The following is a 20,862-nucleotide window of genomic DNA, read 5'->3' as shown; positions in this document are numbered from 1 at the left end:
CTGCGTCTGGATTGTTTGAAAACCCCGAAAATACGGGGAAATCCGGTTTTAATTTTTGAGGGACTGAATAAATGAATGTGGAACTGATGCAGGGTGCTGATCCGGATGCGCCCACAGGATGCGGACCGATCCGACCCGAATCGGAAGCCCCGTCCAGCAGTCTGCGGCACCGTGTGTTCGAATGCGTCCGTTCCGCAGGGCAGATCCCGCGTATTGATGTTGCAAAGCAGCTCAGGGTCAGCCCGGCCTCCGTTACCACGGTTGTCGGTGAACTTATGGACCTGGGCCTTTTGCTGGAGAATCCGGACAGCAGCCGGGCCACAACCCGCGGCCGTCCACCGGTGGCCCTGTCTGTGAACCCGGAAGCCGGTTATGTGGTCGGCATCAAGCTGTCGAGGACGCGCCATACAGCGCTTCTCGTGGATGCAGCCGGAGAACCCAAAGCAGAATTCAGTCTTGAGACGGACCAGCGGCGGCGCACACTGGATCAGGTACTGGATGAAACCGGGCGGGTGCTGGATGCGCTGCTGCAGAAAGCCGGTCTGGAGCGGACTGACATTGCCTGTATCGGGCTCGGCATGCCGGGGATGATCGAATACAGCACAGGCCGCATGGTGTGGTCTCCCCTGCTTACGGAAACGGACAGGCCGCTGCGGACACTGGCCGAGGATCTGTTCGGCGTGCCCGTCGCCGTCGACAACGACGCCAACCTCGTCACGCTGGCCGAGCTCTGGTTCGGCAAGGGGCGTGCCATGGCCGACTTTGCCGTTGTCACCATCGAACAGGGCGTCGGCATGGGCCTCGTCATCAACCACCGTCTGTACCGCGGTGCCGGATCACTGGGTATGGAGCTCGGCCATACGAAGGTGCAGCTTGACGGCGCGCTGTGCCAGTGTGGTCAGCGCGGATGCCTGGAAGCTTACGTGGCGGATTATGCCCTCGTCCGTGAGGCCTCAACAGCACTCGACGCTATGCCCGACGCGACACTGGGCGCGGATGTGATGCTCGCGCGGCTTTTCGAACAGGCCAAAGCCGGCAATGAGGCCGCCCGCATCATCTTTCGCCGTGCAGGCCGGTTTCTCGCCCTCGGCCTTGCGAATGTTGTGAACATCTTTGACCCTTCGCTCATCATCCTGGCCGGCGAGCGTATGCAGTATGATTACCTCTATGCCGACGACGTTATGCGCGAAATGCACCAGCTGGCGCTGAACAGGCCAGAGGACGCACCGCAACAGGTCGAAATCCACGCCTGGGGTGACCTGATGTGGGCTCACGGCGCGGCAGCGCTGGCCCTGTCAGAGGTTGCGGACACGATGGCCGAGGGCCACGCATGAGGGTCGCAGCACTTTTGCTTTGTGCGCAGGCGGCATCAGCAGATGTCATCTTTGAGAACCACTCGGGCGCATTACCGGAACATGTGTATTCCGGCGGCTGGGAGCATTTCGTGGGGGGCGGCATCGCGGTCTTTGACTGCAATGGGGACGCACTGCCTGAACTGCTGGCAGCCGGTGGGACAGCCCCTGCCCGTCTGTTCCTGAACCGCGGGAGCATGACGTTCGACACTGCGCTGCTGCCCGACATGACAGGGGTGACAGGGGCCTGGCCTCTTGATGCTGATGGTGACGGACACCTGGACCTCATGGTGCTGCGCGTTGGCGAAAACCAGTTACTGCGCGGCGATGGTGACTGCGGCTTCACACCGGCGAATGATCTTCTGGGGTTTGACGGGGGTGACGCCTGGTCGACGTCCTTTTCGGCCACATGGACAGACGAAGGGCCGGTTCTGGCCATCGGCAATTATGTCGATCGGGATGACCCGGATGGCCCTTTTGAAGCCTGCGATGATAACCGTCTTCACCGATGGGATGGAAACGCCTTTGCGGCATCAGACCTGAGCCCGGGTTTCTGTGCGCTGTCTGCGCTGTTTGCGCGGGATGCCACCGGGAAAACCCGCCTGCGGCTTTCGAACGACCGGCATTATTATGTCCGCGGTGGAAAAGAACAGATGTTTGACCTGGCTGAGAACAGGTTTCTGGGACCTGAAGATGGATGGGAGGATGTCCAGCTCTGGGGCATGGGGATCGCAAGCCGGGACATCACCGGCGACGGTGTGTCCGAGGTGATGCTAACGTCAATGGGTGATCAACTGATGCAGATTGCCGGACCAGACGGCACCTATCAGGCGGCCCCCTATTCACTGGGCACCTATGCGCAGCGCCCCCACATCGGTGACGATGGCCGGCCGTCCACCGGCTGGCACGCAGAGTTCGGCGATGTCGACAACGATGGTCTTGCGGACCTGTTTATCGCCAAAGGCAACGTCGATCAGATGCCAGGCCTTGCGATGGAGGACCCGAACAGCCTGCTGCGCCAGAAGACAGATGGCAGTTTTGAAGAAGTTTCCGTTTCCGCCGGGGTCGCGACAACGGCCAGATCGCGCGGGGCCGCGCTGGCCGATCTTGATGACGACGGGCGGCTTGATCTTGTGGTTGTGAACCGGCGGGCTCCGATGGAGCTTTACCGCAACGTGACATCGGACACGGGCAACTGGCTCCGGATCGAACTGCGCGCGCCTGCCCCCAACACGCGGGCGGTGTCGGCCCTGGTGAGCGTTCAAACCGCAGACCGGCGTCAGATGCAGGAGGTAACGGTAGGCGGCGGGCACGGAGGGGGGCAGACGGGACCACTGCACTTTGGGCTGAGTGCCGCGACCAGCGCAACAGTCACTGTCACATGGCCGGACGGTGCTGAGACCCGGCACGAGGCACGGGCAAACAGCCGCATCCTGCTGCAGCCTTAACGGTCCACCGGCAGCCCGCTGGGAACTGATGCCGGAATACCAAGACGTCCCTCGATCGCCGCAACATCCGTCAGGCTTTCAAGAAAAGCCGTGAGTTCTGCGATTTCCTGCTCTTCCAGACGTACCGGAGTGGCATCAATTGCAGCTTTCAGGAGGGCCTGTTCACCGGGGTCATTGTGGTGACGCCAGTCATCAACACCTGCGAGCAGGGGCAGCTGAACTGTTGCGGGATCAAACCGGTCGAAAGCCGCCACCGGATCCGCATGATCGGCAATAAAGGCTGCCAGATTTGCATGACTTCCCGTGTGCCCCCAGGGCCCTGTGGCCGCAACGTTCCGCAATGATGGTGTTCGGAAAGCGTAGGCATCACTCTCACGCCCGGTCACACGCATCCGGCCTGTGTCCCGCACATGGCGTTCAAACCGCGCCGCCTTGCCAGGGCCAAACTGCGGAACACCCATGGCGTGAAAGCGGTGATCGGTTTGGAATTTTCCGCTGTGACAGGTTGCGCACTGCGCCTCACCGTAAAAGAGCGCCATCCCAACAGCGGCGTTGGCGTCCAGCGGTGCCTCACCGCGCAGATATGCGTCGAACGGGCTGGTATCGGACCGCCATTCAAAGGCCATGAAGGCTGCAACCGCATCAGAGATATCGGTAAATCCGAACGCTGCACGGTCCGGGAAAGCCGCCTCAATCAGCGGTGCGTATCCCGGTGTCTCCAGCACCCGCCGGCTCAGCAGATCCCATGCGCCGCCAGGTCCGGTAATACGCCCCTGACGCACCGCCTTGCTGATGTCGTTCTCACTGTAGTGTCCGGCCATTTCATCCGCGCTGAGCACCGGGAACATGGTCTGTGCCGACAGCAGGCTGGCAAAGCCCTGGTTCATCTCGGCGCCCATCGGCGTGCGGATACCACCCGGTTTGGATGCGTCTTTTTCGATCCGGCCATCGTGAAACAGCACGGTGAATTCATGCGCCCCCAGATTGAACAGAGCCGGCGCATTCCGCGGGATCCGCTGTTCAGGCAGATTGTCCGGGTTCACAACACGCTCCGGGCCCAGACCCTTGCCGCCTTCGCCCAGCGACAGGGCAACACCATCACCGGTGCCAAACTTCGGATGATGACAGGTGGCGCAGGAAATATTCCGGTTGCCCGACAGGATGGGGTCATAAAACAGCATCTGACCCAGCCGGACCTGATCCATATCCACGGGCGCATAATCCGCATCCGTAACCGCAACCGGTGGATCGGCCCGCCCGATGGAGCCGAAGATCAGGAGAGCTGTAAAGAAAAACGCGCGCATAGTTTTGTCCGTGCAAAATGTGGTCCGGCACCGAAATGCCGGCCGCTGTCAGCAGTCCGGGTTCAGGTTCTCACGTCCGGTTCTGTCCGGCCGATGAGAGTGCCAAGATCAGCAATCTCCAGCAATGCTTTCCGCACGCCGGCCAGGGCCGTTTCCGCGTCCAGCCCATGATCTGCCTCAGGGTCCGCGTATTGTTCCAGGTAGACGCGCAGGGTCGCGCCTTCGGTTCCGGTGCCGGACAGACGCAGCACTGCACGCCCGCCACCCTCAAAGGAGACCCGCAGCCCCTGGTTTTCACTGACCGAGCCATCAACCGGATCATGATAGGCAAAGCTGTCCGCCGCACTGACCGTCTGGCCCGCCGCAACAGTGCCCGGAAGATCGCCAAGACGCTGCGAAACCCGGTCCATTACAGCCTGAGCGGCTTCCGTTGGCACGGCCTCATAGTCATGGCGGGAATAGTAGTTCCGCCCGAACTCCGCCCAGTGATCCGTCAGGATCTGCTCTACGGACCGCCCGGCCTCTGCCAGAATGTTGAGCCACAGCAGAACCGCCCAGAGGCCATCTTTTTCGCGAACGTGGTCGGAGCCGGTTCCGGCGCTTTCCTCACCGCAGAGTGTGACCTTGCCCGCGTCCAGAAGATTGCCAAAGAATTTCCATCCGGTCGGCGTCTCAAAACAGTTGATGCCCAGCTTCGCGGCCACCCGGTCGCTCGCGCCACTGGTCGGCATGGACCGGGCAACACCGGCCAGACCCGCACGGTAACCCGGGGCCAGATGCGCATTGGCTGCCAGCACCGCCAGGCTGTCTGAGGGCGTCACATAGACCCCGCGACCGACGATCATATTACGGTCCCCGTCCCCGTCCGATGCCGCGCCGAAATCCGGGGCCGCATCGGACATCATCAGGTCCATCAGTTCTTTGGCCCAGACCGGATTGGGGTCCGGATGCCCACCACCGAAATCTTCGCTGGGCACCGCATTCACAACAGACCCTGCCGGCGCACCCAGACGGTCCTCAAGAATGGCTTTGGCATAGGGACCGGTAACCGCATGCATCGCATCGAACCTCAGGGTGAAACCCCCTTTGAAAAGGCCGGCGATCCGGTCAAAGTCAAACAGGGTTTCCATCAGCGCCTGATAATCCGTGACGGGATCCACCACCTCGACCACCATATCGCCCAGCGACGCAGAGCCCACTGTGCTCAGATCGATATCCGGAGTGTCGAGCGTGGCATAGGAAGAAATCGACCGCGTCTGCTCAAAAATACCGGCTGTGATATTCTCGGGCGCAGGGCCGCCATTCGAGATATTGTATTTGATCCCGAAATCCGCATCGATCCCACCGGGGTTATGACTGGCCGAGAGAACCAAGCCACCGTCGGTGCCACGCTGCCGGATCAGGTTGGACACCGCAGGTGTCGACAGCAGGCCACCCTGCCCCACGATCACGCGTGCGGCACCGTTCGCGGCGGCCATTTTCAGAATGCTCTGGATGGCCTCGCGGTTGTAATAACGCCCGTCTCCACCGACGACAAAACTCTTGCCCTGCGCGCCACCGATGGCGTTGAAAACCGACTGCACAAAGCACTCCAGATACCCCGGCTCCATGAAAACGCGGGTTTTCTTGCGCAGCCCGGATGTCCCGGGTTTTTGCCCCTCAAACGGGCCTTTGGAGACGGTAACGATCTGCATCAGTTATCCTTTCTTGTGTCTTCTGGTCCCGCGGACCGACCCGCCAGGGCCATGATCTGCGCGGTTTTTGTCAGCCCGGCGTTTCCGGCAAGGCTTTCTACATCAACAGGGTAACGCCTGCGCCAGTTGGGATGTTCCGAGACGGTTCCGGGAAGGTTTTGCGCCTGAGGTATATTCAGCACATCATCCAGCTGCACCGCAACCATCGCGGACGCCCCACCTGCCAGTGCGCGGTGAATACCATCCCGTGCCCGCTCCGCACCTGTTTCGGGCGACATGCGCGCTGGAACGCCGGGCAGTGTGGCGATATCCGCCGCCCGCTGCTGTTCTGCGGCAGCGCGTGCATCTCTATCGATCCACCCCAGTTTTTCCCACCACCGGATATCCTGCCCCTCGAGGTATCCGCGCAGTGTGGGCGTATCATGCGTTCCGAAACAGGCAAGCGTCTGCGGTTGCAGGCGCACCGGCCGTCTGAACCGACCGTTGCGTGTTTTTTCAAACTGCAGAACGGTATAGCCATAAAGCCCGCGCGACCGCATCTCCTCGCGAAAGCCTGGCGGCACGAGCCCAAGGTCTTCACCGACGATGACAGTGCCGGCGCGTTCAGCCTCGATCGCGATCACGGCCATCAGCGCGCGGAAGGGTTGCCGGATATATCCGCCCGGGCTGCCGTCATCCGGGATCCAGTAACTGCGGTTCAGGCCCAGCACATGGTCGATACGCATGAGGCCGCAGTGCCGCATTGTGGCGGCAAGCACCTGGCGGAACGCATCGTAACGCGTGGCCTGCAGGCCGGTTGGCGCATAGCCGGTCAGCTTCCAGTTCTGCCCCGCGGGGCTCAGATGGTCCGGGGGCGCGCCAATGGACACTCCCCTGGCAATGGCGTCCTGAGCCGCCCAGGCCTCGGCCCCACCGCGCCGCGCGCCGACAGCCAGGTCGAGATACAGCCCCACCGGCATGCCCGCAGACAGCCCCGCCTGCTGTGCTGCGCGCAACTGGCAGTCAGCGGTCCACTGCAGCCACATGTGGAACCTGTCACGCGCAGGGTCAGCACTGCCGCTGGCGCCGGACGGGCTTCGCAGAAGAGCGGGCCAGCGACGCCAGTCGGCCCCATGTTTTTCACTCAGCGTCTCAAACCGCGCAAAGTCGCGCAGCGCTGCCCCACATGCTGAACAGAAGGCCTCGAACGCCTTCTGCGCAGGCCCTTGCCCCCCTTCAAAGAACGTCTGCGCTGCAGCTTCCAGGGCGGCATCGTGCAATGGCCGGTGAGCGGCGTAGTCGAGCAGGTCCCCCTGCGGCACGCCCGGGTGATCGGCGGAGACCGCAATATGCCCGGAGTTCAGGAACCCGCGGTGCCCGGGGGAATATGGCGAGATCGTCTCCTTGTCCGCCCATCCCGGCGCGTGCACCGGATTGATGCCCAGAAATGCCGCCCCCTGCCCGCCCAGCGCGGATGCCAGTGCACCGAGTTCGCGGTAGGAGCCCGGCCCGGTGTTTTCGCGTGAATGCAGGCCGTAGAGGGCTGCAACAGCACCCCATGTTTTGTCGCCTGCACCCGTCTGCTGCAGCGATGGTGTCTGCCTGGGACTGACCAGCAGACTGACCTCCTGAACCGATTTACCCTTTTCCAGACGCAGCCGGTGCACGCCCGACGGCAGCGCAGGCAGTTGCAGTGTCAGGTCACGGGTGCGCCCCTGGGCAAGAATGTCGCCGGACCCGTCCGCCAGAATACACCAGTCGCAATCGGTCTTTGCGGTAAGACGCTGAGGTTTACCGCTGGTCGCGAAAACATCGCGTGGCAACCAGGCTGTATCAGATGCGGCCCGAACCGCCGCAAGGCTGTCAGATACTTCGCCCGGCGTCTCTGCGGCAATGCCACAGGCGCGCAACAGGGCGCGCTGGGTCTCCGGACCCGTCGCACGGATTTCACCCTCCAGGTCCTTGAAGTCCGGGAAAATTCCTGCGGATGCAGCAAGTTCCCGCAGCTGCCCGTCCGCCGTCACGGTGCCGTCTCCGGCGCCGCGTAGTGCGCGAGAACAACGGGCCCCTGCACTATAAACTCAGGCCCGCCTGAGCTGGCATCGTGCGCTACATCAGGCCATCGGGTGTCAATCCCGCGATGCCAGACGAGGCCCTCCGGCAGCGACGGCAGAGTAATTTTGATTTCTTCATCACTGTTGATCATCGCCACATGCACCGTGTCGCGGCTGTTCCGGTCATGCGGACCACCCGCAGCGCCGCGCAGCATCACACAAATGGCAGAGAGGCAGGGATCACGCCAGTTCAGCGTCCTGGCCCCGGCATCATGCCAGGTGATGTCAGGCTGCCCGTCTGACACCCGCGTATCACCGTGCAGGAAACGGCTCTGGCGCAGAACGGGGTGCGCGCGGCGAAAGGCTGACAGCTCTTCGACGAAACGCATCAGTTCCGCGTCAGCGCCTGCCCAGTTAATCCAGGTTGTTTCGTTGTCCTGACAATAGGCATTGTTATTGCCCATCTGCGAATGTCCTGCCTCGTCGCCCGCCAGCAGCATCGGCGTTCCCTGCGACAGAAACAGGGTCGCGAGCATATTACGCTGCCGCAGGCGGCGGCGCGCGAGGATATCCGCGTCGTCAGTCGGCCCTTCGATACCGCAGTTGTCGGAATGATTGCTGTGATGACCATCGCGGTTGTCTTCGCCGTTAGCCTCATTATGACGATCATTATAGGCGCTGACATCCGCCAGCGTAAAACCGTCGTGGGCAGCAAGAAAGTTCACCGTGCTCCAGACCCTGCGGCCGCTGTGATCAAAACGATCTGCTGACCCTGTCAGGCGCGCGCCAAGCTCCTGACCTGCGTGCAGATCCTTTTTCCAGAAACGCCGTGCTGTGTCGCGCCATGTATCGTTCCATTCCGCGAAGGAGGCAGGAAACCCGCCGAGGTTATACCCACCGGGGCCGATGTCCCAGGGCTCGGCAATCAGTTTGACACCGGCAAGCACCGGATCCTGACGCAGCGCGTCGAAAAAGCCGCCCTCGGGATCAAATCCATGATCCTCGCGGCCCAGAGTGGTGCCCAGATCAAACCGGAACCCGTCAACGCCCATGTTGCCCGCCCAGAAACGCAGGCTGTCCATCACCATCCGCAGCACATGCGGATTGGAGACATTCACCGTATTGCCGGTGCCTGTATCATTTACGTAATGCCGCCGGTCTCCGTGACGGAGCCGGTAGTACGATGCATTGTCGAGGCCGCGGAAAGAAATTGTCGGCCCGCGCTGATCACCTTCGGCGGTATGGTTGTAGACCACATCGAGGATGACCTCGATGCCCGCCGCGTGAAACCGGCGGACCATCTGCCGGAACCCGGCAAAACCGGCCGGTCCAAAATAACGCGGCTCCGGCGCGAAAAAGCCCGCTGTGTTGTAGCCCCAGTAATTTGTCAGCCCCTTGCGCAGTAAAAAAGCGTCATTGAGAAAAGCGTGCACCGGCAACAGTTCGATTGCGGTGATGCCGAGACGCTGCAGGTGATCGATCACCGCATCGCTGGCCAGACCATCATAGGTGCCGCGCACGGACTCATGCACATCCGGGTGCAGTTGGGTCAACCCTTTGACGTGGGCCTCATAAATCAGTGTTTCATCCCAGGGCAGATTCAGCCGCGATTCGTCCAGGCGGAAAAGATCCGGCTCCGGCACAACGGATTTCGGCACAAAGGGTGCTGAATCCGCCGTGTCAAAGGAAAGGTCCTCGTCCACAGCATCCGCCCTGTAGCCCAGAAGCGCAGGGCCGTTTTGCCACGCGCCGTGCAGTTCGCGCGTGTACGGGTCCATCAGAAGCTTGTGCGGATTGAACCGGTGACCCTCTTCAGGTGCGTATGGACCATGCACCCGGTAACCATAAAGCGACCCCGCCTTCAGCCCGGGTACAAAGCCGTGCCAGACGTCGCCCATCCGTTCGGGCAGCACCAGCCGCTGCACCTCACCGGTCCCATCGGCCGCAAACAGGCAAAGCTCGATCCGGTGGGCGTGTGCAGAGAAGACGGCAAAGTTGACGCCATCGTCCCGCGGCACTGCGCCCATGGGATGCGGCGCACCCTCGGTGATATGAAACGCCATGACCCGGTCCGGCCCGTCAGTCGCTGTCTGCGAGACTGCGGTAGAGCGCCATGTACTGACCCGCCGCTGTGTCCCAGCCAACAGGGTGTTTCATGGCCCGCCGCATCATCGCAGTCCAGACGGCCGGTTGCCTGTAAAGGTCACAGGTGCGCGCGATGGCATCTTCAAGTGCGGCGGTGGTCACCGGTGCAAACTGAACGCCCGTTGCCACGCCTGCCGCCATTGCGGCCTCGTTGGCGTCAATCACCGTATCGGCCAGCCCCCCCGTCCGGGCGACCACCGGCAAGGTGCCATAGCGCAGACCATAAAGCTGCGTCAGGCCACAGGGCTCAAACCGGGACGGGATCAGAATTGCATCGCTGCCTGCCTGCATCAGATGCGACAGCGGCTCATCATAACCGATGACGGTGCCGACTGAGCCTGGCCATTTATGCGCCGCTGCGGCGAACCCGGTTTCGAGATCGCGTTCGCCACTGCCAAGCAGCGCGAGACGACCGCCATTGGACACAAGCCATGGCAGCGCTTCAAGCAGCAGGTCGAGCCCCTTTTGTGTGGTCAGCCTGCTGATCACACAAAAGAGCGGCCCATCCCCGTCCCTGAGGCCAAAGCGCTTCATCAGCGCCCGCTGGTTTTTCTGTTTGCCCCTGAGCCCCCGCGCGGAATACGGCGCGGCAATATCGGGGTCATTTGCCGGATCCCAGACGTCCGTATCAATCCCGTTGAGTATACCGGTCAGGTCGTCCCTGCGGTGCCGCATCAGCCCTTCGAGCCCCAACCCGAATTCGGGCAGCATCAGTTCGCGGGCGTATGTCGGGCTGACAGTGGTAATCCGGTCCGCCATCGCAAGACCGGCCTTAAGAAACCCAAGCTGGCCCCAGAATTCCGCGCCGTCACGGGTGTAATGCCGCGACGCAAGACCCAGCTTTTTAATGATCCGGCGATCAAACAACCCCTGAAATGCGATGTTGTGGATCGTCATCACAGTCGGCGCTGGCTGGTCGCTGATCTGGCTCATATATGCGGGCACCAGACCGGCCTGCCAGTCATGCATATGCACCAGATCAGGCATCCAGTCGTCCAGCGCCCCCGTTCCGACAGCTGCTGCTGCGCGGGACAGACCGGCAAACCGTTCCGCGTTGTCCGGCCAGTCCCGGCCATCTGGTCCCAGATAGATAGCGCCGGCCCGGTCGAAAAGATGGGGGGCATCCAGCAGCAGAAGGTCAATTCCTTCGTCAGTACAGGCCAGCAGCCGTGCATCACCGCCCATCAGATCAGCGTCCTGCCAGACCTCCCGGGCCTTGTCCGCAAGGGGCCGCAGGGCCGGATAGACCGGCAGCATCACGCGCGCCTCCGCGCCATGCGCTTTCAGCGATTTTGGCACGGCACCAATGACATCAGCCAGACCGCCAGTCTTCACAAACGGCGCGCATTCTGAGGCGACGAAAAGTATTTTCATGCAGTCAGTGGTCCAGCTTGTCGATCATTGGCTGTGTGATGAGACAGATACCGTTGTCGGTGCGCCGGAACCGTTGTGCATCCAGTTCCGCGTCCTCTCCCACAACCAGCCCCTGCGGGATTTCGACTCCACGGTCGACCACCACATTCGTCAGCCGCGCGTTCCTGTTGATCACCGCGTAGGGCATTGCAACCACCCCGTTCAGCTGACTGAACGAGTGGGTCTGTACCCCGGTGAAAAGCAGGCAGCGCTCCAGGGTGGAGCCAGAAATGATGCACCCGCCCGAGACCATCGACGACACCGCCGAGCCCCGCCGGCCTTCCTCGTTGTGAATGAATTTGGCCGGCGCGGTCAGCTCCGAATACGTCCAGATCGGCCATTCCGTGTCATAAAGGTCCAACTCCGGGTCAAAGTCCGTCAGGTCGATGTTCGCCTGCCAGAAGGCATCCACGGTGCCGACGTCGCGCCAGTAGGCTGTCGCTTCGTTTTCTCCCCTGACGCAGGAACGGCTGAAAGGATGCGCAACCGCTTTGCCTTCGCGCACGATCTTCGGGATCACATCGCCGCCGAAATCAAAGTTGTAGTCGGGATCGGCCTCGCACTGGGCCATGATCTCAAACATGCGGGCCGTTTCAAAAACATAGATGCCCATACTGGCCAGCGCCCGGTCCGGATCATTGGGCATGGCGGGCGGATCTTTGGGTTTTTCCACGAAATCGAGGATCTGGTCCTCGGTATCGACTGCCATCACGCCAAAGCCCGTGGCATCCATCCGCGGCACCTCTATGCAGCCAACCGTCACATCGGCACCACTTTCCACGTGGTGCTTGATCATCAGGGAGTAGTCCTGCTTGTAGATGTGATCGCCAGCCAGAATAATGATATACTTCGGCCCGTAGCCCTCGATGATATCCCTGTTCTGGGCGACAGCATCGGCCGTGCCCTTGTACCAGTTCTCATTGTTCATCTGCTGCGAGGCCGGCAGGATATCGAGGCTCTCGTTACGTTCCGCCCGGAAAAAGCTCCAGCCCCGCTGCAGATGACGGATCAGCGAATGCGCTTTGTACTGCGTGGCGACACCGATGCGCCGGATACCGGAATTGACCGCATTAGATAGTGGGAAATCGATAATCCGGCTCTTGCCACCGAAATACATCGCCGGTTTTGCGCGGATGTCGGTCAGTTCATAGAGGCGGCTGCCCCGCCCCCCTGCCAGGACAAATGCCATGGTCTGCTGTGCCAGCCGCTGCGATTCCGTGTTCATTCCGGTTCCTCCCCTTTTTCTCCCTGCTCCCGTGTATACCGCGATCAGTCGCGTGCGGGCACGAAAAACAGTGTACTCAGGGGCGGCAGCGTCAGACTGAGTGCCTGGTCGCTTCCGGCAACGCTCTGACCTGTGGCCTCAACGCTCCCCATATTTCCAAGTCCGTCCCCGCCATACTCGGCAGCGTTCGTGTTCAAACGCTCAAGCCAGCGGCCTGGTTCCGGAACCCCAACCAGATAATTGATGCGCGCAACCGGTGTCATATTGGACACCACCAGAACCGGCGGCACACCATCGTTTCCGTGGCGCAGCCAGGCAAAGACCGACATGTCCGCATTGGTTTCATCGCGCCATTCAAATCCGTCCGGGGATGCATCGCGCTGCCACAGTGCCGGATGGGCGCGGTACATTGCATTCAGGTCCCGTACCAGCGACTGCACACCGCGATGGTGCTCATTATCCAGAAGGTGCCAGTCGAGGCTGCTGTCGTGGTTCCATTCACGGCCCTGCGCGAACTCTCCGCCCATAAACAACAGCTTCTTGCCCGGATGCCCCCACATGAACCCGTAATAGGCCCGCAGGTTCGCAAATTTCTGCGCACCCTCGCCCGGCATCTTGTCGAGCAGAGAGCCTTTGCCGTGCACAACTTCGTCGTGGCTCAGCGGCAGTACAAAGTTCTCGGAAAAAGCGTAATGCAGGCCAAACGTCATTTTTGAATGGTGGAATTTGCGATGAACCGGGTCCTCGCTCATGTAACTGAGCGTGTCGTTCATCCATCCCATGTTCCATTTGAACCCGAACCCAAGGCCGCCCTGATCCGCCGGGGCCGTCACACCGGGAAAGGCGGTGGATTCCTCAGCGACAGTCATGATGCCGGGCACCTCGCCATATGCCAGTGTGTTCATGTCCTGGAGGAAACCGATGGCCTCATAATTTTCACGGCCCCCGTCCTTATTCGGGATCCACTCTCCGTCCTTGCGCGAATAATCGCGGTAGAGCATGGAGGCCACAGCGTCGACACGCAGCCCGTCAATGTGGTGTTCCTTCAGCCAGTAAAGCGCGTTGGCTGTCAGGTAATTACGGACCTCGGCACGCCCGTAATTGAACACCAGCGTGTTCCAGTCAGGGTGGAACCCTTCCTTGCGGTCAGCGTGTTCATAGAGGTGGCTGCCATCAAACACTCCCAGGCCATGCGGATCTTCGGGGAAATGTCCGGGCACCCAGTCGAGGATCAGCCCCAGATCAGCTGCATGACAGGCCTCGACAAAAGCGCGGAACTCATCTGCGGTGCCGTGCCGGACGGTCGGGGCATAAAGACCTACGGGCTGGTATCCCCAGGACCCGTCAAAAGGAAATTCCGAGACCGGCATCAACTCAATGTGGGTGAACCCAATATCGGACGCATAGCTGACAAGTTCCCGCGCGTGCTCGGCGTAGCTCAGCGGCCGGTTGTCCTCTCCCGGCACGCGCCGCCACGAGCCCAGATGAACCTCATAGACAGACATCGGCTGATCAAAGCGCTGACGGGCATCGCGCCCGGTCATCCAGGGGCTGTCCTGCCAGTCATAGCCCTCGATCTGCCGTACCACCGACCCTGTGCGCGGCGGATGCTCCGCGCCAAAGCCATAGGGGTCCGCTTTCTGCGGCAGAACATTGCCCGAAGCATCCAGGATTTCGTATTTATAAACAGTGCCCTCACCCACGCCGGGAACAAAAATCTCCCAGACGCCGGTTGCGCCGCGCCTGCGCATGGTATGACGACGACCATCCCAGAGATTGAAATCGCCCACGACAGAAACCCGCGAGGCATTCGGTGCCCAGACCCCGAAATGCGTGCCCGCAACGCCCTGATGCGTCATCACATGTGCACCCAGTACACGCCAGAGAGACCGGTGTGCGCCCTCACTGATCAGGTGCTCATCCATTTCGCCGATTACCGGGCCAAAGCGATAGGCATCCTCTTCAGTCCAGGTGTGTCCGTTGCCCGTGATGCGATAGCGATACGCGAACGGTTTTTTGCGCCTGGACGCAACGCCTTCAAAGAGATCCGGCGCACCCGGCACCGGCGACAGGCTGACAATCCGCCGTCCCGTTCTGGCATCCACGGCTTCAATGGCTTCAGCACCCGGTACAAAAGCGCGCAGCGTGAACCTGCCACCCACTTCGTGCAATCCGAGAACGGAGAACGGGTCCGGATGTGTCCCGGAGATTATTCTGTGCTTATCAGACTCGCTGAGGGTCAGAGAGTTTACTCCTTTCCGCGCCGGATCCGGTCAGGCCACATCACGGCGTGTGCTGCCCTGCCCGCTCAGGGACGAGACATTCCAGATGTCACGCGCATACCCGCTGATCGTCCGGTCAGATGAGAACCACCCTACCCGCGCAGTGTTGAGCGCGGCAAGTCTGGTCCAGCCACGGTGATCGGCAAAGGCAGCATCCACGGTGCGCTGTGTGTCAAAATAGCTGTCGAAGTCGCAGGTCACGAGGAAATAGTCATGCTCGATCAGTCCCGCGACCAGACCCGCGTACCGGTCCTTTTGTCCTGGCGAGAACACACCACTGCGTATCTGTTCAAGGACGCGGCCCAGGCGCGGGCTGGCATCAACCGCCCGCGCGGCATACCCCGGCTCCAGTCGCCGTTCAGCGACCTGAGCTGCCGTCAGACCAAAGAGGAAAAAGTTCTCCGCCCCGACGCATTCGCGGATCTCGACGTTGGCACCGTCGAGCGTTCCGATGGTCGGCGCACCATTAAGCGCGAACTTCATATTTCCGGTCCCGGAAGCCTCTTTGCCCGCGGTCGAAATCTGTTCGCTCAGATCTGTCGCGGGGATCAGCAGCTCTGCCATCGAGACGTTGTAGTTTTCCGGGTAAACGACCTGCAGCAGATCACGCGTGGCCGGATCAGCATTGATCACTGTGGCCACGTCGTTGATCAGATGAATGATCTCCTTGGCCACGACGTATCCCGGCGCTGCTTTGCCCGCGAAGATTTTGACACGCGGCGTCTGGTGGGCGCCGGGGTTGTCGCGGATCTCGTTCCAGAGCGCCACTGTTTCCAGCAGGTTCATCAGCTGGCGTTTGTATTCGTGAATGCGCTTGATCTGCACATCAAACATCGCATCCGTGTTCAGGGTCACGCCGTCCCGGTCATGAAGCCAGGCCGCCAGACGCACCTTGTTGGCATCTTTCGCGGCCTGAAAACGGTCGATAAACGCTGCATCATCGAGATGCGCATTCAGCCCCTGCAGCTGTTCCAGATCATCAGGCCAGGCCGTACCGATGGTATCATTGATCAGAGTGCGCAGCGGCGGGTTGCACGAATACAGCCAGCGACGCGGTGTAATGCCGTTCGTCTGATTGATGATCCGGCCCGGGTAGGCCGCGTTGAGATCTGCAAACACGGTTTCGCGGACCAGATCGGAATGCAGTGCGGACACGCCGTTCACCCGGTGCGCCATGACAAAGGCCAGCTCGCCCATCTTGACCTCGCCGTGCTCGAAGATACGCACGGTATCTCCTGCGTCGGCGAAATGTGCGGACTCGATCAGCTGGATGATCCGGTGATGCCGTGGCAGCACACGGGCGATGAGGTCTTCCGGCCAGCGTTCCAGCGCCTCGGGCAGCAGGGTGTGGTTGGTATACGCCAGGCATCCGCGTGCGATCGCAATCGCGCGGGACACCTCAAAACCGTGCTCGTCCATCAGGATCCGCACCAGTTCCGGGCCTGCAATAGCGGGGTGTGTATCATTGAGCTGAATGGCTACGTGATCGGCGAGCGTCTCCAGATCACCTTCTTCACTGAGAAACCGCCGGATCAGGTCCTGGAGCGAGGCCGAGGTAAAGAAATACTCCTGCTTCAGACGCAGTTCCTTACCAATGTCAGTTGTGTCATCCGGGTACAGAACGCGGCTGATCGTCCGGGCAAGTGCCTCCGGTGCGCTGGCCGCGAGGTAGTCCCCTCTGTTGAAGCTCTCCAGGTCAAAACTGATGTCCGGGCGTGCAGCCCACAGCCGCAGGGTGTTCGCCCAGCGCCCGCGCCAGCCGACAACCGGCGTGTCATAGGCGGATGCGATCACGGTTTCCTCCGGGTACCAGATGGTTTTGCCGCCCTCTTCACTGACGTGTCCGCCAAACCGGATCGGATAGGAGACTTCCGGGCGCTCAAACTCCCATACGTGGCGTTGTTCCAGCCAGGTTTCCGCCGTTTCGATCTGACGGCCCTTTTCGAAGTGCTGTTCAAACAGCCCATGCTCATAGCGGATACCGTAGCCGTAAGCCGGGATCCCGAGTGTCGCGAGGGAATCCATAAAACAGGCTGCCAGACGACCAAGTCCACCATTGCCAAGTGCCGCATCCGGCTCGTCGGCGACAACCAGTGCGTAGTCCTGACCCAGCGCAGCCATAGCTTCCTGTGCCATGTCTTCCATCCGAAGATTGACCGCGACATCCTCGATCAGACGACCAATCAGGAATTCCATCGAGAGATAATAAACGCGCTTGCCCCGGGCTTCGTAGGTCCGGCGCGTACTCTCAAACCAGGGGTCAACGACCATGTCCCGCAGGGCAAGTGACAGCGACATGCGCCAGTCATAGCGGGACGCATGCGGCGCATCCTTGCCAAGGGATTGTTTGAGGTGACGCAGGATTGCGGCGCTGAACTCGTTCACGTCTGGAATGCTCTGATCAGGCATAAAATCTCTTTACTGTTTTCGGGGCCACGCACGCGCCCGGATTCGGAGCGAAGAACTTACTGCGAAGTCACGCAAGGTCCAAGCCGGAAAGCTCATGCGCCCAGGGTGGGTTCGCCCCGGCGCGCGAGACGGTTACGGCAGCGACCTCCGCCCCCCTCGTCAGCGCGCTTTCCATATGAGCCGCAGTGATGTCCGCAATCCGGTCCTTTTGCAGAAGACCACCGGCGTTGAGCGCTTCAATCACGCCGGCATTGAAAGTGTCCCCTGCGCCGACTGTATCCGCGACTTTTACCTTGCGGGCCGGGGCCTCTGCATGGCTCCCGTCTGCCAGCCACGCTGACGCGCCCTCGCTGCCCCGTGTGACGATGATAACGCGCGGGCCTTTGCTCTGAATAGCCTGTGCTTTTTCGGCCAGCGGGCCCGGCCCCGGCAGGATCCACTCCAGGTCCTCATCCGACACTTTCAGGATATCTGTCCGCGCGATCATCAGGTCTAGACGCGCCCGGTAACGCGCCTCATCCCGGATGAAGCCCGGGCGGATGTTCGGATCCATCACAATCGCCCGCGCGTCTGCATCACGCAGGGCAAGTCCCGCGTAAAAATCCGCGCAGGGCTCGCTGATCAGGCTGATGCCACCGAAATAAAGCGCACGCACACTGTCCGGCAGGTCCGGCAACTGATCGGGGAAAAGACTGCGGCCCGCGGTGTTCTCGTCATAAAAGGTATACGTTGCATGCCCGTCGGTCAGCCGAACAAAGGCCAGCGTGGTCGGCAGATCAGACAGCACAGCAAATCCTGCATCAACGCCACTGTCCTCAAGCCCCTGACGCAGCTGTTCACCAAACAGGTCCCGCGACAGCCCGGTCAGAAAACCGGTGCCGACGCCAAGTCTGCCCAGCGCAATGGCTGTGTTGTAAACTGCCCCGCCCGCATGTGGCACAAAGCCCGTTCCACCGGTTGTCACCGGGGCCGGGATCATATCGATGAGCGCCTCTCCGCAGCACAGTATCATGGCATCCCCGAAAATAAGTCGCCCGGTTTATCCCGCCCGGGTCGGGTTACGTCAATGGTTCAGGACCGTCAGCGCGCCAGCGCCGCGGCTTCTGCCGCCAGTGCCTCAACCGCCGCCCAGTCCCCTGCAGCCACCTTGTCAGCAGGCGCGACCCAGCTTCCGCCAGCGCAGATCACATTGGACAATGACAGATAATCCATTGCATTCGACGGGCTTACGCCACCGGTCGGGCAGAACGAGATCTGCGGCAGTGGAGCGCCGATTGCTTTGAGCGCGGGCGCGCCGCCCGAGGCTTCCGCCGGGAAAAACTTGAGCAAATCATAGCCGCGCTCCAGCATCCGCATGGCTTCTGAGGCTGTTGCGGCCCCGGCCAGAAGTGGAAGTTCATGTTCCTCGCAGGCTGCGATCAGGGCGTCTGTCGCTCCCGGCGAAACGCCAAAGGTCGCGCCGGCGGCTTTTGCAGCGACCACATCTGCCGGTGTTACAAGCGTACCTGCCCCGACAAAACCGCCGGGCACCTTTGCCATTTCCGAGATCACATCAAGCGCCGCCGGCGTCCGCAGCGTCACCTCGAGCGCCGGCAGCCCACCGGCAACAAGAGCCTCAGCCAGCGGGCGTGCGGTGGCCGCGTCTTGGACCACCAGGACCGGCACAATCGGTGCAAGACCACAGATCTCGCGGGCGCGCCTGCTGGCCTGATCGGGTGTCATCATTGCTCAGTTCCTTCAGTAAAAAACGCAGGCGCCGGTATCAGCTGTGCCGACTTCCCTGCGGAAATTCCGGAAGAGTTCACGGCCGAGCCCGAACTCGTTTCCGGAAAGATCGGCCGTCGCGGCCGGACGCTCCAGCACACCATCGGTCAGGATATCGAGCGTCCCGGCGACCGCATCAACGCGGACCAGATCGCCATCCTGCAACCGGCAGATCGCACCACCATCCAGCGCCTCAGGGCTCACGTGAATAGCTGCAGGCACCGATCCGGACGCGCCGGACATGCGCCCATCCGTGACCAGCGCCACATTCAGACCTTTTGCCTGCAGGTTTTTCATCAGCGGCGTCAGGCTGTGCAGTTCCGGCATGCCATTGGCCTTTGGTCCCTGAAACCGCACGACCACAACAGTGTCTGACGTGATTTCCTGTGCGCGGCAGGCAACCTTCACTTCTTCCTGATCGTTGAACACCCGAACAGGTGCCTCGACGATCTGATGTTCAGGCTTTACGGCTGAAACTTTCATTACGGCGTTACCCAGCGACCCGGTCAGACGTTTCAGACCTCCTGTCTGCTGGAACGGGTCAGCGGCAGGGCGCACGATCTTTTCGTTCAGGCTTTTGGTCGTTCCCGGTTCCCAGACGGCTTTCCCATCCCGCAACTTCGGCTCCTGCGTATAGAGCTCCAGACCGCCACCCGCGACGGTTCTGGTATCAGCATGCAGCAGGCCTGCCCCCAGCAGTTCGTGGATCATGTACCCCAGCCCGCCAGCGGCATGGAAATGGTTCACATCCGCCAGCCCGTTCGGGTAGACGCGCGCGAGCAGCGGGGTGACTTCGGAAATGTCCGAAAAATCCGCCCAGTCGAGCACAATCCCTCCGGCCCGCGCCATCGCAACAAGGTGGATCAGCAGATTGGTTGATCCACCTGTGGCGTTCAGTCCGACAATCCCGTTTACAAACGCCTTTTCATCAAGGACATCATAGACCGGCGTATAATCATTGCCGAGATCGGACATGGCCAGCGCGCGCCGCGCACCTTCCTTGGTGAGAGCATCACGCAGCCCGGTGTTCGGCGTTACAAAGCTTGTCCCCGGCAGGTGCAGCCCCATGAATTCCATGAGCATCTGATTGGTATTTGCCGTACCATAAAAGGTGCAGGTCCCGGGCCCGTGATACGCCCCCATTTCCGCTTTCATCAGCTCTTCGCGACCGACTTCCCCGGCTGCAAACTTTTGACGGACCTGGCTTTTCTCTTCGTTGGACAAACCCGACGTCATAGGCCCCGCCGGCAGGAAAATCGTTGGGACATGCCCAAAGGTCTGTGCCGCGATGACCAGTCCGGGGACGATTTTGTCGCAAACGCCCAGGTACACGGCTGCATCGAACGTGTTGTGGCTCATTGCCACCGCCGTTGCCATTGCGATGACATCCCGGGAAAAGAGACTGAGCTCCATACCGGGTTCGCCCTGGGTGACCCCGTCACACATTGCGGGCACTCCGCCCGCGACCTGCGCGGTGCCGCCAGCCTCGCGCGCAGCATCTCGGATCAGCTCCGGGAACCGTTCAAACGGCTGATGCGCTGAGAGCATATCGTTGTAAGTGGTCACGATCCCAAGATTACCGGCCGACTTATGTGCCAGTGCATCCTGGTCCTGCCCCGCGCCCGCATAGGCATGTGCCTGACCGCTGCAGCTGAGATGCGCGCGGGCGGGCCCTTTGGAACGGGCCGCCTTCATACGGTTCAGATAATCGCCACGCGGGCCTTCGCTGCGCGCGATGATCCTGTCGGTCACGCGCGCAATTGTATCATTCAGAGTCATAGTACCTCCTCAGA

General features: G+C 61.3%; 13 protein-coding genes. 2 read left to right on the top strand and 11 right to left on the bottom strand.

Annotation, left to right across the window (positions count from 1 at the left end):
* Positions 1-71: 71 nt before the first annotated feature.
* Together AB4K19_RS03760 and AB4K19_RS03755 are read left to right on the top strand one after the other, a co-directional pair.
* Positions 72-1,334: an ROK family protein gene (locus tag AB4K19_RS03760; protein WP_436399084.1), complete on the top strand. Its 1,263-nt coding sequence runs from the start codon at positions 72-74 to the stop codon at positions 1,332-1,334.
* Positions 1,331-2,800 carry a CRTAC1 family protein gene (locus AB4K19_RS03755; RefSeq protein ID WP_375230593.1) on the top strand — a complete coding sequence of 490 codons (1,470 nt, stop codon included), beginning with the start codon at positions 1,331-1,333 and terminating at the stop codon, positions 2,798-2,800. Before AB4K19_RS03760 ends, AB4K19_RS03755 begins: the two co-directional genes overlap by 4 nt.
* On the opposite strand, the gene AB4K19_RS03750 is transcribed toward AB4K19_RS03755, so the two are convergent.
* From AB4K19_RS03750 to edd, 11 genes are all read right to left on the bottom strand, one after another.
* Complete coding sequence (locus tag AB4K19_RS03750; protein WP_375230592.1) at positions 2,797-4,104, bottom strand: cytochrome-c peroxidase; 1,308 nt, start codon at positions 4,102-4,104, stop codon at positions 2,797-2,799. The genes AB4K19_RS03755 and AB4K19_RS03750 overlap by 4 nt on opposite strands.
* A gap of 62 nt (positions 4,105-4,166) precedes the next feature.
* The gene (locus AB4K19_RS03745) at positions 4,167-5,798 is read right to left on the bottom strand and encodes an alpha-D-glucose phosphate-specific phosphoglucomutase (RefSeq protein ID WP_375230591.1); all 1,632 of its coding nucleotides are present in this window, start codon (positions 5,796-5,798) and stop codon (positions 4,167-4,169) included.
* The gene (gene malQ, locus AB4K19_RS03740; RefSeq protein WP_375230590.1) at positions 5,798-7,801 is read right to left on the bottom strand and encodes a 4-alpha-glucanotransferase; all 2,004 of its coding nucleotides are present in this window, start codon (positions 7,799-7,801) and stop codon (positions 5,798-5,800) included. Before malQ ends, AB4K19_RS03745 begins: the two co-directional genes overlap by 1 nt.
* The gene (gene glgX, locus AB4K19_RS03735) at positions 7,798-9,894 is read right to left on the bottom strand and encodes a glycogen debranching protein GlgX (RefSeq protein ID WP_436399082.1); all 2,097 of its coding nucleotides are present in this window, start codon (positions 9,892-9,894) and stop codon (positions 7,798-7,800) included. The genes malQ and glgX overlap by 4 nt, the downstream gene beginning before the upstream one ends.
* 16 nt (positions 9,895-9,910) lie before the next feature.
* A complete protein-coding gene (gene glgA / locus AB4K19_RS03730) occupies positions 9,911-11,350 on the bottom strand; it encodes a glycogen synthase GlgA (protein ID WP_375230589.1) in 1,440 nt (479 codons plus the stop codon).
* 4 nt (positions 11,351-11,354) lie between these two features.
* On the bottom strand, positions 11,355-12,614 hold the full coding sequence (glgC, locus tag AB4K19_RS03725) for a glucose-1-phosphate adenylyltransferase (RefSeq protein WP_436399080.1): 1,260 nt from the start codon (positions 12,612-12,614) through the stop codon (positions 11,355-11,357).
* Positions 12,615-12,658: 44 nt separating this feature from the next.
* Positions 12,659-14,857 carry a 1,4-alpha-glucan branching protein GlgB gene (glgB, locus tag AB4K19_RS03720; protein ID WP_375230970.1) on the bottom strand — a complete coding sequence of 733 codons (2,199 nt, stop codon included), beginning with the start codon at positions 14,855-14,857 and terminating at the stop codon, positions 12,659-12,661.
* 30 nt (positions 14,858-14,887) lie between these two features.
* Entirely contained in the window at positions 14,888-17,305 is a 2,418-nt protein-coding gene (locus AB4K19_RS03715; RefSeq protein ID WP_436399079.1) for a glycogen/starch/alpha-glucan phosphorylase, read from the bottom strand.
* 67 nt (positions 17,306-17,372) lie between these two features.
* Positions 17,373-18,317 (bottom strand): carbohydrate kinase family protein, encoded by a 945-nt coding sequence (locus AB4K19_RS03710; protein WP_375230588.1) that lies wholly within the window; start codon positions 18,315-18,317, stop codon positions 17,373-17,375.
* A 68-nt stretch (positions 18,318-18,385) separates the two neighbouring features.
* Positions 18,386-19,027, bottom strand: a complete 642-nt coding sequence (gene eda, locus AB4K19_RS03705; protein WP_375230969.1) for a bifunctional 4-hydroxy-2-oxoglutarate aldolase/2-dehydro-3-deoxy-phosphogluconate aldolase — start codon at positions 19,025-19,027, stop codon at positions 18,386-18,388.
* Positions 19,028-19,042: 15 nt separating this feature from the next.
* Entirely contained in the window at positions 19,043-20,848 is a 1,806-nt protein-coding gene (gene edd, locus AB4K19_RS03700; RefSeq protein ID WP_375230587.1) for a phosphogluconate dehydratase, read from the bottom strand.
* Positions 20,849-20,862 lie beyond the last annotated feature (14 nt).

It is taken from the genome of Roseobacter phycocola, from assembly GCF_042055075.2.
Taxonomy (GTDB): Bacteria; Pseudomonadota; Alphaproteobacteria; order Rhodobacterales; family Rhodobacteraceae; genus Roseobacter.
Note: the sequence above shows the minus strand (reverse complement) of the source record. Positions and strands in the feature narration are given on the sequence as shown.

What these genes read in the sequence shown, in the direction of transcription:
- AB4K19_RS03760 (WP_436399084.1), top strand. Translation starts at nt 72, where the DNA reads ATGAATGTGGAACTGATGCAGGGTGCTGATCCGGATGCGCCCACAGGA.
- glgX (WP_436399082.1), bottom strand. Translation starts at nt 9,894, where the DNA reads ATGGCGTTTCATATCACCGAGGGTGCGCCGCATCCCATGGGCGCAGTG.
- eda (WP_375230969.1), bottom strand. Translation starts at nt 19,027, where the DNA reads ATGACACCCGATCAGGCCAGCAGGCGCGCCCGCGAGATCTGTGGTCTT.
- AB4K19_RS03715 (WP_436399079.1), bottom strand. Translation starts at nt 17,305, where the DNA reads ATGCCTGATCAGAGCATTCCAGACGTGAACGAGTTCAGCGCCGCAATC.
- AB4K19_RS03750 (WP_375230592.1), bottom strand. Translation starts at nt 4,104, where the DNA reads ATGCGCGCGTTTTTCTTTACAGCTCTCCTGATCTTCGGCTCCATCGGG.
- AB4K19_RS03745 (WP_375230591.1), bottom strand. Translation starts at nt 5,798, where the DNA reads ATGCAGATCGTTACCGTCTCCAAAGGCCCGTTTGAGGGGCAAAAACCC.
- glgA (WP_375230589.1), bottom strand. Translation starts at nt 11,350, where the DNA reads ATGAAAATACTTTTCGTCGCCTCAGAATGCGCGCCGTTTGTGAAGACT.
- AB4K19_RS03755 (WP_375230593.1), top strand. Translation starts at nt 1,331, where the DNA reads ATGAGGGTCGCAGCACTTTTGCTTTGTGCGCAGGCGGCATCAGCAGAT.
- AB4K19_RS03710 (WP_375230588.1), bottom strand. Translation starts at nt 18,317, where the DNA reads ATGATACTGTGCTGCGGAGAGGCGCTCATCGATATGATCCCGGCCCCG.
- glgC (WP_436399080.1), bottom strand. Translation starts at nt 12,614, where the DNA reads ATGAACACGGAATCGCAGCGGCTGGCACAGCAGACCATGGCATTTGTC.
- edd (WP_375230587.1), bottom strand. Translation starts at nt 20,848, where the DNA reads ATGACTCTGAATGATACAATTGCGCGCGTGACCGACAGGATCATCGCG.